This window comes from Sporosarcina sp. FSL K6-1508 (genome assembly GCF_038007465.1).
Taxonomy (GTDB): Bacteria; Bacillota; Bacilli; order Bacillales_A; family Planococcaceae; genus Sporosarcina; species Sporosarcina psychrophila_B.
Genome location: NZ_JBBOXF010000001.1, coordinates 4,377,543 through 4,394,000, shown reverse-complemented (window position 1 = coordinate 4,394,000; position 16,458 = coordinate 4,377,543). Strand labels below are relative to the sequence as shown.

12 protein-coding genes are annotated in these 16,458 nt (G+C 43.0%); 10 read left to right on the top strand and 2 right to left on the bottom strand.

Annotated elements, in window-relative coordinates; genetic code table 11:
- The first annotated feature begins 115 nt into the window (after positions 1–115).
- The 8 genes from MKZ11_RS22480 (at position 116) to MKZ11_RS22445 (ending at position 10,022) form a co-directional block, all read left to right on the top strand.
- Positions 116–1,561, top strand: a complete 1,446-nt coding sequence (locus MKZ11_RS22480; protein ID WP_340797090.1) for an MDR family MFS transporter — start codon at positions 116–118, stop codon at positions 1,559–1,561.
- Positions 1,542–2,435, top strand: a complete 894-nt coding sequence (locus tag MKZ11_RS22475; protein WP_340796575.1) for a LysR family transcriptional regulator — start codon at positions 1,542–1,544, stop codon at positions 2,433–2,435. The genes MKZ11_RS22480 and MKZ11_RS22475 overlap by 20 nt, the downstream gene beginning before the upstream one ends.
- A 97-nt stretch (positions 2,436–2,532) precedes the next feature.
- Positions 2,533–4,935 (top strand): hypothetical protein, encoded by a 2,403-nt coding sequence (locus MKZ11_RS22470; RefSeq protein WP_340796574.1) that lies wholly within the window; start codon positions 2,533–2,535, stop codon positions 4,933–4,935.
- On the top strand, positions 4,932–5,861 hold the full coding sequence (locus MKZ11_RS22465) for an ABC transporter ATP-binding protein (protein WP_340796573.1): 930 nt from the start codon (positions 4,932–4,934) through the stop codon (positions 5,859–5,861). Before MKZ11_RS22470 ends, MKZ11_RS22465 begins: the two co-directional genes overlap by 4 nt.
- A 1-nt stretch (position 5,862) precedes the next feature.
- A complete protein-coding gene (locus tag MKZ11_RS22460; RefSeq protein ID WP_340796572.1) occupies positions 5,863–6,714 on the top strand; it encodes an ABC transporter permease in 852 nt (283 codons plus the stop codon).
- Between the two features lie 15 nt (positions 6,715–6,729).
- Positions 6,730–8,136 (top strand): hypothetical protein, encoded by a 1,407-nt coding sequence (locus MKZ11_RS22455; RefSeq protein WP_340796571.1) that lies wholly within the window; start codon positions 6,730–6,732, stop codon positions 8,134–8,136.
- 21 nt (positions 8,137–8,157) lie between these two features.
- Entirely contained in the window at positions 8,158–9,153 is a 996-nt protein-coding gene (locus MKZ11_RS22450; protein WP_340796570.1) for an AAA family ATPase, read from the top strand.
- A complete protein-coding gene (locus MKZ11_RS22445) occupies positions 9,150–10,022 on the top strand; it encodes a DUF58 domain-containing protein (protein ID WP_340796569.1) in 873 nt (290 codons plus the stop codon). Before MKZ11_RS22450 ends, MKZ11_RS22445 begins: the two co-directional genes overlap by 4 nt.
- A gap of 175 nt (positions 10,023–10,197) precedes the next feature.
- Here MKZ11_RS22445 and MKZ11_RS22440 read toward each other — a convergent pair whose 3' ends face one another.
- Entirely contained in the window at positions 10,198–10,365 is a 168-nt protein-coding gene (locus tag MKZ11_RS22440; protein WP_340796568.1) for a hypothetical protein, read from the bottom strand.
- A gap of 163 nt (positions 10,366–10,528) precedes the next feature.
- Between MKZ11_RS22440 and MKZ11_RS22435 the strand changes: the two genes are divergently transcribed.
- Together MKZ11_RS22435 and MKZ11_RS22430 are read left to right on the top strand one after the other, a co-directional pair.
- Positions 10,529–12,292, top strand: coding sequence for a vWA domain-containing protein (locus MKZ11_RS22435; RefSeq protein WP_340796567.1), 1,764 nt, complete (start codon positions 10,529–10,531; stop codon positions 12,290–12,292).
- Positions 12,276–14,873: a VWA domain-containing protein gene (locus tag MKZ11_RS22430; protein WP_340796566.1), complete on the top strand. Its 2,598-nt coding sequence runs from the start codon at positions 12,276–12,278 to the stop codon at positions 14,871–14,873. Before MKZ11_RS22435 ends, MKZ11_RS22430 begins: the two co-directional genes overlap by 17 nt.
- Before the next feature lie 174 nt (positions 14,874–15,047).
- On the opposite strand, the gene MKZ11_RS22425 is transcribed toward MKZ11_RS22430, so the two are convergent.
- Positions 15,048–16,241 (bottom strand): MFS transporter, encoded by a 1,194-nt coding sequence (locus tag MKZ11_RS22425; RefSeq protein WP_340796565.1) that lies wholly within the window; start codon positions 16,239–16,241, stop codon positions 15,048–15,050.
- Positions 16,242–16,458 lie beyond the last annotated feature (217 nt).

Genomic DNA, 16,458 nt, shown 5'->3' with positions numbered 1-16,458 from the left:
GTCTTATGCCTGTCGCCTCTACCCAGGCGCTTACACTTTTCTTAGTTTAAAAGGAGGATGATAGATTGTGAAAAATAGTAAAATAACGAATCGTCCGCTTGTGCTCATTTCTGTCATGCTGGCAATGTTTGTCGGTGCGGTGGAAGCGACGATTGTATCTACCGCGATGCCTTCGATTGCATCAGATCTTGGTGGTTTTTCACGGTATAGTTGGGTTTTTTCTTCGTATTTATTGATGAGTACGGTTACAGTCCTTATTTATGGTAAACTCGCAGACTTATTTGGTCGAAAGCCGATTTTATTTATTGGATTGACACTCTTTCTAATTGGCTCGATTTTATGTGGTTTTGCTGTTTCGATGGAGCAGTTGATCATTTTTAGATTAATTCAAGGTCTTGGGGCAGGTGCAGTCATGCCGATCGCTACGACAATTGTCGGCGATATTTATACGACAGAAGAACGGGCAAAAGTTCAAGGATATTTATCAAGTGTGTGGGGGATTTCGGCAGTGTCAGGTCCGGTCATTGGCGGGCTCATCGTCCAATATATGAATTGGAAGTTCGTTTTCTGGGTGAATGTGCCCCTTGGGATCCTTGCAATGGCTGGTATTTATTTCTTTCTTCATGAACCTCAACGAGAGAAAAAAGTTTCGATCGATTACAAAGGCGCCTTCTTACTCACGCTAACTCTATCTACTAGTTTATTTTGGCTTGTTGAAGGTGGTCAGGCATTCGGTCGCATTTCGTTTTACAGTATCGCCCTCATTGTTGTAGGACTAGGATCATTAGTGTTATTTGTTAGGGTCGAACGAAAAGCGATAAATCCTGTAATGCCGTTTGCGCTGTGGAAAAATCCCGTCATTTTATATGCGAATCTAGTGTCATTAACGACAGGCGTTATATTGATAGGTGTTTCTTCTTATTTGCCAACATTTGTTACAGGCGTAATGGAACAACCAGCGATCATTGCAGGGTTTACGTTGACTGCAATGTCTATAGGATGGCCGATTGCATCGTCAGTTGCTGGACATCTGTTAATTCGCCATGGCACGTTCCTTGTATCTTTCGCGGGTGGTTTATCACTGATAGTTGGTACAATATTGTTTGTCATAATGGATGCAGGATCTGGACCATGGTGGGCTGCGTTGGCGAGCTTCTTTGTAGGCGTTGGCATGGGATTGACAAGTACATCGTTCATCGTAACAATCCAAGGAGCGGTTCCAAGAGAAACCCGGGGATCCGCGACTGCTGCTAATATGTTCATGCGGAATTTTGGAAACACAATAGGAGCGGCCCTTTTCGGAGCGATTTTAAATGGCATGTTAATGGCTCGTTTCAAGAAAACGGACCTGAATTATAATTTGGATGATGTCAATTTACTTCTGACAGATGAAATGAGACAGACTATACCCGCAACAAAAGTTCATCTGCTACAGAATGCGCTCGATGGCTCGTTGCAATGGGTATACATTACTGTAGCAATTTTTGCTGTTATCAGCTTGCTGCTGATACTGAAAATTCCACGTGGAAAGGGGTATTTGAATGACAACGACAGAACTTGAAATCATAAAAGCACTAGCAGAAGAGGGGAATATGCGAAAGGCCGCAGAGCGACTTTTTTTATCGCAACCGGCTCTTTCCCAGCGGTTACAGTCAATTGAAAAGGAGTGGGGAACATTATTGTTCATCCGATCGCAGAAAGGGCTTGAGCCAACGCCAGCGGGAGAAATCATTGTCTCTTATGCACGTGAAGCAATTTTGAAGCGAGACGAAACATTTGAAATGATTGCCTCGATGGCTGATAAAGTGCATGGCACATTGAAAATTGCATGTGCGTCCATCGTAGGACAGACCTGGTTGCCCCAAGTATTGAAGGAATATGTGGAAATTTACCCGGATGCCAAGATATCGCTCATAACGGGATGGAGTTCGGAAATTGTAAAAGCATTATATGAGGGAGAAGCCCACGTCGGAATTGTGCGCGGTCAAGTAGATTGGAAGAGTAAAAAAACCTATTTATTCCGGGATCGCCTCTATTTAGTGGACCGGGAAATTACGTCTATCGATGAATTGAAAGATACAGAACGGCCATTTATACAGTTTAAAAGTGACTCGAATTACCACATGGAAATTCAGCGTTGGTGGCAACGTCATTTTGATCAGAATCCGGGGCGTCAAATTACAGTCGATCAGATTGAGACATGTAAACAATTGGCGTTAAATGGTATAGGTTACGCGATATTACCGTCAATCACATTGACAGGAGATGAAGATGTTAATAAAATGCCGCTTTTGAATAATGAAGAAGAATTTGAATTGACGCGAGATACATGGCTGATTGGTTATGAATCGTCATTTGGACTGAAACAAGTAGATGCATTCACGCAAATTGTACAAAGTCACGCCGAACGATTACAGAAAGATTACAATTATTGAGAAATAGAGAAACTTTAGGTTAACTTTTTCGTACTAATAGATGAGAACTAGCGGTCTACCGATAGACTTCTATTCAGCGTGACAGGAGGGTAATGCTATGAGGAAGAAGTTTGCAGTTTTTTTGTTTTTGCTAATTGGGTCGATTGCCTTCAATTCGACTGTTCATGCACTTGCAGCTCCGGATTTGAAAGTGAGTGTGTCGGCAGGGATCGACGGGAAAGCAAAGGAGGGAAAAGGTGCCCCGCTTAAAATAATAGTCGAAAATAACGGCACTGCATTTAGCGGAGATTTGGTTATCGATATTCCCGATTCCTATAGGACAGGCAGCGGGGAAGCGATTCCTCTTGATATAGGGCCTGGAGAGACTAAAACGATTTCACTAGTGATCCCGAAGATGACTGATATAGGCGGCATGAATGGTATGTCGACTACAAAAACAATTTACCTTTATGAGGGGGGATGGGCAAAAGGAAAAGAAATTGTACATAAAGGTGCGCAACAACTAACGACAGTTCTCTATGATGATGAATCGACATTCATCGTCACATTTACGGATAATCCAGATCGTCTTTCTGCTTTAAAAAATAGTCAAATTTTAAATACAACAAATAACCAAATCATTAGTACCTCGAAAATGGGAGAAGCCAATATACCGGAAGAAGCCGCAGGATGGGGGGCGGCAGATTTTATCATCATCGATGAATATCCGCTTGCTGACTTATCAAGCAAGAAACAAGAGGCCCTGTTGGGATGGGTTCGTTTAGGAGGCATTTTGGTAATCGGCGGGTCTGATAACGTAAAAGCAGAAGCAGGCGTTTTCTCTGACTACTTGCCTCTAACACTGAAAGACCGTACGGGAGCGAATTCAGAGGCGTTGAATAATTGGGCAGGTACAAAAGGTTTTGACGGTCAGATTCCCTCCTATATGTCCGAGTTAAATGCGCAAGCACTGCCCTTGCTTGAAGATGCAGGAAATGTCATCGTTGCTTACTCTCAGGCAGGCAAGGGGCGAGTTGTGCAAACTGCTTTCTCAGTCGGTGATGATCCAATCGCTAAAATGACAGGAATGCCAGCCCTATGGAGTACAATTTTTGATGCAACGGGGTATTCAGTGCAACTGGGCCAGCATAATTATGACAATCCGAGTGATGCGATTGTCTATTCGGTTGGCGACTCAAACGAATTATTTCCTTCATTTAAAGTATCTGCGCCTTTATTATTTGGAGTTATCATCTTTTATATGATTCTTATTATACCTGTCCTGTATTTTATTCTTAAAAGGAAAGATAAAAGAGAATATGCCTGGTGGATTATACCTTCTATTGCGATACTGACGTCTATCGGCATTTTTGCATATGGGGCTAAAGATCGGATTGGAAGAGCTCAAATTCAACATTCCGCTATATTAAATGTGGAACAGGATGGCAGCTTGTCAGGTTATTATGCAGAGTCGATCCTTTCTAATAAGTCCGGGGATTTCACATTTAGTGCCCCTTTAGAAACAACGCTCAGTACTTCATTATCAAATAAGGCTTTCACCTCTTCGAAAGGGGTTATTCATAAACAGGCCGTTGTTGAAAGAGATGCAGCGGGTTCAAAAATGCATCTCCGTAATGTGGGTTATTGGAATGTTGCGTCGTTGTATGGAGAAACAAACATCGAAAAGACAGGGGATTTCGATATTCAATTGACGATCACAAATAAGAAGTTGACGGGTTCTGTGACGAACGATTTTCCATTTGCATTGACGGGAGTTGCAATTTGGTCAGGAGCAGAACTGATTCCGATCGGTGATCTTGGCCCAGGTGAAACAGCTCAAGTGAATGAAACGTTGAAAACGCCTACTTTGCTTCCAAGAAAATCGATGTTCAATCCGTTCATGAGTGCTCCACTTGCCAATCAGGATGATCTGATGAAGATGAGGAGAGATAGTGTTCTTTCGTTTTCCAATGATTATATGAATAATACTTCGAATCCTGTCGTAGTCGGTTATACGGATACTCAGATTGTTCCCGTTGAATTACTTAAGGTGAAGGCTTCTGTCTCGGCCTTGACGTTGCTCGTGCAACCAGTAGAGGCAAACGTGACGATAACTGATGCGTTTACAGTTGAACCTGAAATGATGGAGATGTCAATGTTATCTGAGGACGGGCAATCTCAGCCGGATTCTCAAGGCTTTGGGAATGACGAGTATTATTTTAATGATCCTGTGTACAATCAAACATGGCAATTACCAAAGGAATTAAGCGGAAAGAAAATGAAATGGACATCACTGGAACTATTGAAAATACAAAAACAGTTATATGATGTCAGCATATTAAATGTACGGTCAGGTCAATTTGAACAATCCGAATCCGGGAAATTGGTGAAGACGGAAAAAATCAGTGACTATATAACGCCAGATGGAAAAATTATTGTCCGAATCATTTTTCATGATGAGAAAAATGGTAATCAAGGTCTTGCACCTATGCTCAAGCTGAATGGGGAGGTGTCGAAATGATAGAGATAAAAGGATTGACAAAGGAATATGGCCAGTTCAAAGCGCTAGATAATTTGAATTTAACACTTAGTGAGGGAACGGTATTCGGGTTTGTGGGTGCAAATGGTGCTGGAAAATCGACGACATTTCTCATTCTCGCAACTTTATTACAACCAACGGAGGGCGATGTATTCATCGATGGAGTGAATATCCGAGAAAATCCAGCGGCAGTGCGAAAAATGATTGGCTATATGCCCGACTTTTTTGGCGTCTATGATCAACTGAAGGCAGATGAATACCTAGACTTTTACGGCGCAAGTTATGGTATTCCTGAAGCGGAGAGGAAAAAGCTTATACCCCAATTGCTGGAACTTGTAAATCTCTCACATAAGCGTCATTCGTATGTAGATCTTTTATCAAGAGGGATGAAACAGAGACTATGCCTGGCACGAAGTCTTATCCATGATCCAAAGGTACTTATTCTTGACGAACCGGCATCCGGCCTTGATCCGCGTGCACGCGTTGAGATGAGGGACATACTTAGAACGTTAAAAAAGATGGGCAAGACGATTTTAATCTCTTCTCATATTTTACCGGAACTTGCTGAGATGTGTGATGAAATCGGAGTGATTGATAATGGACGACTCATTGCTCATGGCTCAGTCGCTGAAATTCAGGATAAGCTGCGCGGTGAAAGAGTCATCACGGTACGCTTGACTGGATCGCTTAATGGCCCCATCTCATTTTTTGAAGAAGATCCGTTCGTGTCGAACATTGAACGGTTAGATGCTGGCGACGGCCTCAGATTTTCATATAAAGGAACAGAAGAAGATCAGATTAATTTACTGAAGCGGGCTATCATGCATAACGTTCCAATCCTAACGTTCATGGAACACGTGACTAATCTGGAAGATGTGTTCATGGAAATTACGAAAGGAGCTGATTGAAATGAAGATGAATTTCAATAATCCGGTGCTCTTTAAAGAATTAAAATTAAGGTTCCGTTCTCCGAAGAGTTTCATAGGCATTCTATTCTACATGATAGCAATGTGTATTTTTGTTTTCGGTTTCATTTTTACAACAATGAGTGTATCGGGAACGTCATATTTTAGGCCGAGTGAAAGCTTTATCTTGTTTGCGCTGTTATCTTTTATCCAGCTCGGACTTGTATTATTCATAACACCGGGTTTGACGGCCGGAGCTATCAGTTCGGAGAGAGAGAAACAGACACTGCCGATTTTGTTGACGACATCACAAAGTTCATTTCAAATCATTTCTGGAAAATTGTCTTCTTCAATCGCATTTCTGTTGTTGCTTATTGTAGCGGGACTGCCGGTCTATAGTCTAGTGTTCTTATTCGGAGGCATTTCTCCTGTAGATTTTGTGAAAGTGTTCTTTTTCTTGTTTGTTACGTTACTTGCAATCGGGAGTGTAGGTGTAATGTTTTCTACGCTTATTCGCAGAACGATTGTTTCCATGATTGCAACGTATGGAATGATGTTATTCCTATCGGTTGTTACTGCTTTTATATTTCTGATTGTGATGCAGTTGAAGATGTTCAATCCTATAGGAACGGCCATGCCAACACCTTCTATCTTTGGTCATATCCTTGCGTCGATTAATCCGGCAATACTTTTCGCTTCACTTCTTTCAGAGGAAGTAGGGGATAGTATCTTAAAAATGACACAAGTGAAATTTCCGATTTGGATAAGCTATGTTATTTTTTACTTGTCCCTTACAGTCATTTCAATATTCATTTCTGTAAAAAAACTGCGAGTTAATATGAAACGTTCTAAATGATGAGGAAGTGAACGAATGGAAAGGAAATCATTATTAAAGAAATATGTAAGGGCGGCTCTGTATCGGCTACATTTTGAAAAAGCTGTCTACAAAGTGCAGACTGGCATCTTTGCCGCATCCCTTTTCGCGGTACTAATATTAGTCGGTTCCAGACTGTTCGTATTTCCTTATTATGGACGTAGCGCATTTGTAGGTGCAGTTCTGGTGCTGTTAGTAACGATTGTTTCTATTGTTTACAAAAGATCCGGGAAAGCCGAAGCAGTACGGCAGCTAGACAATTTTATGCCTGATAACCTTCTCATTACAGCGATGGATGTCGAAGTAAGTGAAACTCATCTTGCCCCTGCTATCATTAGCACAGCTGAGTCAAAAGTGGTAAACGCATTTGAACGGTTTAAAAAACGGGAAAAAAGGTATGTAAATCCGAAAATGTTAAGCGGATTCTTTATTGTATCTGCTTGTCTTGCCCTATTAGTCACGTTTCCATCTGAAGCGCAGTTGGAAGCGGGAGCGATTGAAAAGGAAAAAGAGATTATTGAAGAGATCAAAAAAAAAGTGCAGGATTTAATTAAAAAAGAAGAATTACCGAAAGTGAAAAACGAATTGCAAGAACTTGCTGAAAAGCTTTTAAAAGCGGAAACATCAGAAGAGATGTTGAAAGAACTTGTTAAGAAACAGAAGGAATTACGATTGAAAGAACAGCGTCTTGCAGACAAAAAAGAAATAGCTAAGAAATCTGGTGACGCTGCCGATTCTTTAAGCGATGCTGAAGAAAAGGAACTGGACGAACTTGGAAAACTTTCGGATATACTTGCGGAAAATACAGGGAAGGCACAGAGCGCGCTAAATAAAATTGGTAAAGCGCCTGCTTTGTCTGGTATGGCAAGTTCAGAGAATAATTCTTCTGCACCTCCCAGTGACATGAAACCGGGAACAACAGAAGGAAATGATGAAGACGACAATGAAGATGAGAACCAGGGTCAAGAACAAAGCGATGAACAGGGCGAGGGTCAAGGACAGAGCCAAGGACAAGGCGAAGGCCAAGGACAAGGACAAGGACAAGGACAAGGCCAAGGACAAGGAAAAGGACAAGGACAAGGCCAAGGACAAGGACAAGGCCAAGGACAAGGACAAGGGCAAGGACAGGGACAGGGACAAGGTTCAGGAGGAAGAAATCTTCTTTCAATCCCGAATGACCGTGTAGGTGAAAAAAATGAACCCTCCATTGTTGGCGGGGATCTGAGTGATGGGAATTTCATCGAAGAACGAGAAACAGAAGGTCCTGTTGAAAAAGGAACAATCCGGCCATACAAAGAGGTCATCGGAAATTATAAAGATTCCTACTTGAAAAGCACGGATAAGATGAAGCTGCCGCCAGATTTGCAGCACATCCTCTCTGATTACTTTTCCTCAATCGAATGAAGACAGAATGGGAGTGTACGTATGCCATTTACACCAGAGCAATTTGAAGAAATGAGTGGAAAACTAGGAGTAGTTAAAGATGAAATTGCGAAATTTATCGTCGGACAGCAGGAAGCGGTTGAGTTTTCACTCTATTCGATTTTGGCAGATGGGCACGCACTGTTGGAAGGATTGCCCGGTCTTGGAAAGACAATGCTGATACGAACGATTTCAGAAGTGCTCGATTTATCATTTTCCCGGATCCAATTTACGCCGGATTTAATGCCGGCTGACATTACGGGGACAAGCATTCTGGAACGGGACAAAGAAGGGATGCAGCGCTTCGCTTTTAAAGAAGGACCAATTTTTAGCCAAATGATATTGGCTGATGAAATTAACCGAGCTACTCCGAAAACACAAAGTGCCTTACTTGAAGCGATGGGCGAGAAGACAGTTACGGTACTTGGAGAGACGAGACAAATGGCACGTCCGTTTTTCGTTCTTGCAACGCAGAATCCGATTGAGATGGAAGGAACTTATCCATTGCCGGAAGCACAGATGGATCGTTTTCTTTGTAAAATAATACTGCCGTATCCAGCGAAATCCGAACTGAAGGAAATAATTCTACGAACAACGGGACCGCAACAGATCGAAATTCAAAAAGTAATGGATGCGGAAGAAATCGTCATGGCGCAAGAAATGGTCAAAGAAGTTGTTATTGCGGATGAAATGATTAATTACGCGGTAGATCTTGTTTCAGCAACCCAAAACAACAGCGGTTCTTCGGATGACTGGGCAAAATATGTCCAGTACGGAAGCGGACCACGTGGCCTCCAGTCAATTATCAGACTCGCCAAAGCGCGTGCGCTTTTGTCAGGGCGCTATCATGTATCTATTGCGGATATTAAAACAGTTGCCAAACCTGCGCTGCGTCATCGCATTCTCATCAATTATGAAGGGGAAGCGGAGGGCGTTGACGTTGACGGTCTGATTGTTAAGTTGATTGAAGAAGTACGGCAAGGAGCCTCGGTGCAATGAACGACGAATTATTTCCCAATAGATTGGCGAACAGGCTTGGTGCCCTATCAATTGTATCCAGATCGGGTCGTCTCGGACATCATAAAGGGACGCATCGTTCAAGGAAGACAGGTTCCTCCCTTGATTTTTCCGATTTCAGAGAATATCATCCGGGTGATGATTTGCGCCATATAGATTGGAATGTCTATGCACGAACGGATAAGCCTTACATTAAGCAATATCTCGATGAGCAGGATATGCGAATCCATATTTTACTCGACTCGACAAAGTCGATGGGAGCAGATGGAAAATGGAACTATGCGCGACAGCTGGCAATTGCACTTGGGCAATTAGCACTTAAAAGCGGAGATACACTGTCGTTTTCAACATGGAATGATGGACAGGATACCTTTTTTCGAAAGAAAGGTGCTGCCCATCGAGCCGCGGTGACGAAATTCATTTCGGCGATAGACGATCCGGGATCAACAGAAAATTTCACTGACCGAGCACTTGCGTCTATTCCAAAAGCAGTAACGGTGTTGTTCATCCTGACAGATGGACTTGAAGAGGTCGGAAAATGGGAACATCTTTTCCGCCGTTTGCCCGGAATTTGCGGTGACGTACGTGTTGTAACGATTCATTCGAAAGTGGAAGAAATACCTGATTATGAGGGGGATATCCGATTTGTCGACATCGAGAGCGGCGACGGCATCGAAGTGACTATGACGAGGCGTGCAATTCAAGATTACCTGGAAATGAAATCGGCACATGAAGCACAAATGATAGCGCTTGCCCGCAAATTCGGTATTCAACTTATTCGTGCAGAAGTTACTGAAGGGGTCATGGAAACAGTAACGAAAAAAATGCGCCATGCAGGATGGGTGCGATGAATGCTCCCCCACCTAAAATGCTAACACATTTTTGAGGAAGGGGTTTCTGTCGTGTCGATGTATTCTCTTAATATCTAAGCGAACCTGAACGATTAACGAGCAGTGGGGCTGTCACATTAGCGGTCTACTAACGCCCAGACCCTCTATCCCATTGGTCTTGCCGTTGGGACTTCTTTTATTTAACAATTGATTTTGAGTTCCAAACATTTACTGTTTCAATATTGAAATCAGTTTCTTTTGTTAACCTATACAATGCTTTCTTCAAAATATTTGCTGCACCATTCACATCAGCGTTGATTAACAAATTTCGACCCGAGCAATACAGACCTCTTTCCAAAGTCATAATAATTCACCTCCTTATATTCAGTATATCGAACATATGTTCAAAGAGCTATTCTTACGATTCACAACGAAAACAAAAAAGCATCAATTCAACCCCTTCTTAATTTCTATTGAAATTTGAAAAAGGGGTACTCTTGACGAAACTGATAGATGGAGGCGGCTAAGTGGGATTTGATAAGTTAGTGAATGGTTGGACGGTGGTTTTTCCTTTGGCCGTCCTTCTTTATTACTTTTTCCGAAAACGCTACGAAACGACAACGATATCATCGACATTGTTCTGGGAACAATCGATGCGGGAAACAAGGGTGTCTCCTTACTTGAAAAACTTGCAGCGGAATGCCTTGTTTTATCTGCAAATGGCGGCACTACTACTGTTAGTATTCATTTTACTAGAACCTTACCTTAATAAAGAAGAGGCGGTCGGTGGTCACGCAATTCTTATAGTGGACACATCTGCGACTATGCTTGCTAGCGTCGAAGGCACTTCGCTATTTGAGAGAAATCAGAAGGCAATGAAGGAACTTGTCACAAGTCGCCCGGGAGAACCATTCACAATTATGACAACTGGGAAAGAGCCCGTTATCGTCATACGGGAAGAAACAGACGGTGAAGTCATCACGACCGCTATTGATAAATTAGCCGTTACATATGAACATGAATATATGGAACGGGCGATTGAGTTCGCAAAATCAATCACTGCAACAGAAGGCGCTGCTGTTCATATTTATACGGATTCGCTAGACAGGGCAGCTTTTTCAGAAGGAGAAAGTGCCGTCGCGTGGACGATTCATGGTGATGAAAGTCCTAAAGTTAATATATCCATCGATAAATTCGGAGCGGTCAAGACGCCTGAAGGAACGGAAGCGATTATAAGGATTACCAATGATTCCGATGATGCTCAAATCGGAGCCGTACATATTAAGGATCTACTAACTGGTAACTTATTGATAGTCGAAACTTTTTCTATTGAAGGCGAGGAAGAAGTACTTTTATCGTTCAAGGAATTACCTGAAAGTAAATTATTACGTGCCGAAATCGTTGTTGAGGACGATTATGAAGCCGATAATACGGCCTACGTCTTGTTGGGTAATGAGACAGGGGAGGCTGTTGTCGACGGGCAATTGCATGAGTTGGTAAAGAGAGCATTTGAAGCTGTCGGATTAACCGTTACGACCGGTTCCACGACTGAAATGCTTGCAGCGCAGGACGGATCCATTATTGTGACGAACGATGTTTCATTCCTGAAAAAGGGAACGAAGCCGGTGATAATTATTGGAAGGAACGATAAATCCACCGAACCAGTTGCGGGCGCTGTAAAAAACACATCAGATCCACTGTTTACGATTGCAGGTATTAGTGACGTCTACGTAAGTGCCTTGTATCCGCCATTTAAATCGTATACGACAATCGCGACTGTGGGAGATAAACCGTTCATCCAAAAATCCAAGCGTGGCGACATTGTCATACTTGCTGATATTGAACTGACCGATTGGCCACTTCATCCGTCCTTTCCGCTATTTGTTTGGAGCACCGCTGAGTTATTGCGTTCTGAAACCGATTCGTTGGGGTTATTTGTGCCAAATGAACGCAAAGCAGTTCTCTCAGGTGCAACTGAGAATGGACTGGAAATCTATACGTTAGATGATGAATATGTCACAACAATTGCGGATGGTTCGAGTTTCATCGCGCCAACACGTCCGGGTATTTACAAAGCGCTGGACGGAGGAATAGAAAAGATGTTTGCTGTTCAGCTTGAGCGTTCAGAAAAAGAGTTAGTACAAGGTTCATCGTATAGAATCGGGCGCACTGAAAATGTGAAAGGGAATGAAGAAGGAAAAAAAGGGATTGGTTGGCTATTCCTCTTGCCACTTTTGCTTCTTCTACTTATTGAATGGGAGGTGCAAAGAAGACGTGGATATCCGAATTGATCAGCCTTTATGGCTTTTATTGTTCATTCCAATTGCGCTCTATATGGCCTATACATGGAAATCATCGGGCATGCGGCTTGTTGGAAAAGGGACCATTCTCTTTGTCCTGAGATGTACTGCGATTGCTGCTCTCATCTTTGCACTAGCAACTCCTTTTGTGACGCTACGCGCTGATAAAGAACAAATTTTGTTTGTCGTAGACCGTTCTGTTTCTATTGAAAGTGCTGGAGATTCGGCGAATAAATGGATTGCGGAAAGTTTAAAAGGTCGTCAAACGAATCAATCAGTAGGTGTGTATTCATTTGCCGAGACATTCCGTACGGATTTACAGCTGACGGACGCTGACGTAGCGATGCCGGTAATTGGACAGATGGAACCGAAAGATGCAACAGACATTACGAAAGCAATCGATTTGGCCGCTACGATAGCTAAAAACGATATTGCGACACGAATTGTATTACTGTCTGATGGTCTTGAAACGGTGGGAAAGGTTGAAGAATTATTGCCTAAGTATAATGAAGGCCGTGTTATCATTGACACTGTTTTGCTTGAACGACCAGGCAGTGCGGACGCCTCGATTTCTATTTTTGAGACGCCACTGACTGCTTACGAAGGTGAGAAGCAGTTGCTGCAAGTGGAAGTGGAATCAACTACCCGAACTGCTGGTGAACTGCTCATTTATCAAAATGATAAGGAGATCATCAAAGAGCCGGTGACACTTGAGCCTGGAAAGAATACTTTTTCATTCCGGACATCGGCAACTGGAAGCGGATTGCTGAAATACGAAGCGAAACTTCTTGTACCGGATGATAGCTTTTTAGAAAACAATCGCATGCTGTCCATCACGATGATGGAACGCTCCCCACATGTTCTCGTTGTTCAGACGAGCCGTAATCCATCAGCTATCCCAGCACTTCTGGATAAAAACGCGATGACGGTAGATGTTGTTGATGCGGGACAATTACCGGAAACGCTGTCGGGTTATCTAGGCTACGGCGCAATCATTTTTGATAATGTGCCAGGGCATGTCGTTGGTGAGGATAAGATGACAGTTATTGAACAGGCTGTGAAAAACTTTGGTACAGGTTTCATGATGGTCGGAGGAGATGAAAGTTTCGGGCTTGGCGGTTATTTCAAGTCACCGATCGAACGGCTCCTTCCTGTTGAAATGGAAGTGAAGGGTAAAGAATCACTTCCTTCGCTAGGCCTTATGATTGTCATGGACAGATCGGGAAGCATGAGCGGATCGAAAATTATCCTCGCAAGAGAAGCGGCAGCACGATCGGTTGAGCTTCTTCGTGATGATGACACATTCGGTTTTACTGCATTTGATGATCAGGTATGGGAAGTCATTCCAGTCGGCAAGCTGGGGGATAAGAAGAAAGCAGTCGAACAGATTCTCTCCGTTCCAGCGGGTGGCGGGACAGATATCTTTCCGGGCATGCAAAAAGCATATGATGATCTTGCAGATTTGAAGTTGCAGAGGAAGCATATCATCCTGCTGACAGATGGCCAATCGCCGATGCCACCGGACTATGAAGAAGTGATTGAGGATGGTAGAAAAAATAATATTACGATGTCGACGGTCGCTATCGGTTCAGATGCGGATTGGTCGCTGTTGGAAAACCTTGCGGAAAATGGAGGAGGTCGTTTTTACGATGTTGTAGATGAATCGACAGTGCCGGCAATATTGGCCCGGGAAACGTCGATGATGACGCGGACATATATCGAAGATAATCCATTTTATATGACGCTGGGCGGTGTTCCTGAATGGACGTCTTTGTTTAGCGAAGGTATTCCCCAAATGAATGCTTACATTGCGACAACTGCGAAAACGACAGCGACAATTGCAGGGATTAGCCATAAAGAAGATCCTATTATCGCTGAATGGATGTATGGGCTCGGCAGAACGATTGCATTCACATCTGATTCGATAGGGAAGTGGACGGGTGACTTAGCAAGATGGGAAGGCTACCCGGAATTTTGGAACACTGCCGTTGCCAGGTTGCTGCCCTCTTACGAAGAGGTTCCCTATATCATTACACATGAACGAGGCGGTACCTATACGGTAACAGACAGTTCCCGTAAGGCGGCTTTCCTGGACATAGCTGTCGTGGATGAAGCCGGACAAGAAGTACCGTTCACTTCAGAGCCGCTTGCGCCCGGTAAAGTGCGGGTGACTGTCGATGCAAAACCAGGCCTTGTATTTTTCGGTGTATCGGATGATAAGGGCGGCCTATTCGAAGCGGGTCTATCAGTGCCCTATAGCGATGAATACAAACCGGCAGCTCCTGATGTGTCACTGATGTCTAAAATTGCCGAGCGGACAGGTGGAAAAGTGTTAGAAGAACCGACTGAAGTATTTCGCAATCATCCTTTTAAAAGTGGTGAAAAGATACGGATTGCAGAATGGCTGATTTTGGCGGCGATGATCTTGTTCTTTATCGATATTACATTGCGGCGTTTCGGGATGTTTAAAGGATTTGTAAAGAAACGTGTAGTACGTGAAAAAGTTATCCAAGAGACATCGACAGCGGAAGAGAGTATTTCTGAATTGTTGAAGGCGAAGAAGAAGCGATGATGGAAAAATTTCATCTTTACAAATGGAATGGAAGATTTCATACTTGTGGTGGTTCTAATCGCACCCGTGACGAGCATAACAGTGACTGTCCTAACAAATTTGATGGTCACTGTTACATCAAGAAAAGCCCCATCGCCCTGGAATTTTTCCGGTGTGATGGGGCTTTTCTGTTAATCATAGATCTGATAGCAAATCTCCGCTTCGTTTCGCCCAATAAGATGCAATGACAAAACAGATAAGTAGGATGATGGTGCCAATGATGTATGGAAAAATAATATTGATATCGAATAGGACGCCGGCTAGAGCAGGGCCAACCATGTTTCCAAGCGACATGTAGGCAGTCATCATGCCCGCTGCAAAACCTTGTTCTTCGCCTGCAAGTTTTGAAACGAGTGTGTTGACGGCGGGCCGCAACAAGGATGTTGCTGTGAAGAAAATCGTTGCAACAAAAAGAATCATAAAGAACGAATTGACGAATACAATACCAATCATTGCGAAAGCCGCGATAATAAGATTGACAAGAATAACCCGCATTTCCCCGAAGCGATTGAACAGTTTATTGATAACAAACGTCTGTGCAATAACTCCAACAAAGCCGCCAACTGTAATGATAACAGCGATTTGAGAAGGGGTGTATCCGTATTTATGATCTACGTAAAGTGAGATTGTAGATTGGAAGTTTGCCAGACCAAATGAAAAGACAAACATGACAATCAACATGACGAAGTAAGGGGTTTTTGCCGATCGTTTCATCTGTTTGAACAAGTTTTCCCGTTTTTTCTCACTGCCAGGTTCTACCGCGCTACGGGGTGCCGGGTTAGGTAAAGTGAAAATGGATATAACCGCTGCAGTTAGAGCAGCTGCTGTCGCGATATAAAAAGGGAATGTTAAACTGACTTTTGAAAGGAAGCCACCAATTGCAGGTCCAATCATAAATCCTAACGACATTGAAGCACCAAGGAGACCCATTCCTCTGCCTCGTTCTTCGTACGTTGTGATATCGGCAACGAATGCCATCATCGGCGGTACGAGGAATGCTGAGCCTAGCCCAGAGAAGAACCGTGATGCATAAAGCATCCATAATTCAGTGGATAATCCGAATGCAAGTTGCGAGAGGCCGAAAATTACTAATCCTATAATAATCAGCTTTTTCCGACCATGCTTATCAGATAAATCACCGGCAATCGGGGAGAAGATAAATTGTGAAAATGAGAACATCGCAATCAAAAAGCCGAGCGCTTGACCAGCAACACCAAAGGTACCTAAGTATTCTGGCATAATTGGAATAATGAGACCGATACCTGACATGGTGATAAACATATTGAACATTAAAACGTATAAAGCAAAATTATTAGACTTGACTGCCAAAATTATCCCAACTTTCTAAACTGTTTCGTATCACTAAAGTATAGTACCATAAATTGCATTTGAATACCTTTCAATGAAACTTCTGTATAGAAAGTAAAGACGGCCTTCACATGTATGAAGGTCGTCTTTATCTTGTCTATATAGGTTGAAATAATGAATCCCATCGAATTTGCTGCAGCGCAAGGGGATGCCTTCCGCCATTTCTCATTTTATAACT

Bases quoted from the DNA above. Each gene is read 5' to 3' on its own strand.
- MKZ11_RS22445 (WP_340796569.1), top strand. From the start codon at position 9,150: ATGAACGACGAATTATTTCCCAATAGATTGGCGAACAGGCTTGGTGCC.
- MKZ11_RS22460 (WP_340796572.1), top strand. From the start codon at position 5,863: ATGAAGATGAATTTCAATAATCCGGTGCTCTTTAAAGAATTAAAATTA.
- MKZ11_RS22465 (WP_340796573.1), top strand. From the start codon at position 4,932: ATGATAGAGATAAAAGGATTGACAAAGGAATATGGCCAGTTCAAAGCG.
- MKZ11_RS22440 (WP_340796568.1), bottom strand. From the start codon at position 10,365: ATGACTTTGGAAAGAGGTCTGTATTGCTCGGGTCGAAATTTGTTAATC.
- MKZ11_RS22450 (WP_340796570.1), top strand. From the start codon at position 8,158: ATGCCATTTACACCAGAGCAATTTGAAGAAATGAGTGGAAAACTAGGA.
- MKZ11_RS22455 (WP_340796571.1), top strand. From the start codon at position 6,730: ATGGAAAGGAAATCATTATTAAAGAAATATGTAAGGGCGGCTCTGTAT.
- MKZ11_RS22480 (WP_340797090.1), top strand. From the start codon at position 116: ATGCTGGCAATGTTTGTCGGTGCGGTGGAAGCGACGATTGTATCTACC.
- MKZ11_RS22470 (WP_340796574.1), top strand. From the start codon at position 2,533: ATGAGGAAGAAGTTTGCAGTTTTTTTGTTTTTGCTAATTGGGTCGATT.
- MKZ11_RS22475 (WP_340796575.1), top strand. From the start codon at position 1,542: ATGACAACGACAGAACTTGAAATCATAAAAGCACTAGCAGAAGAGGGG.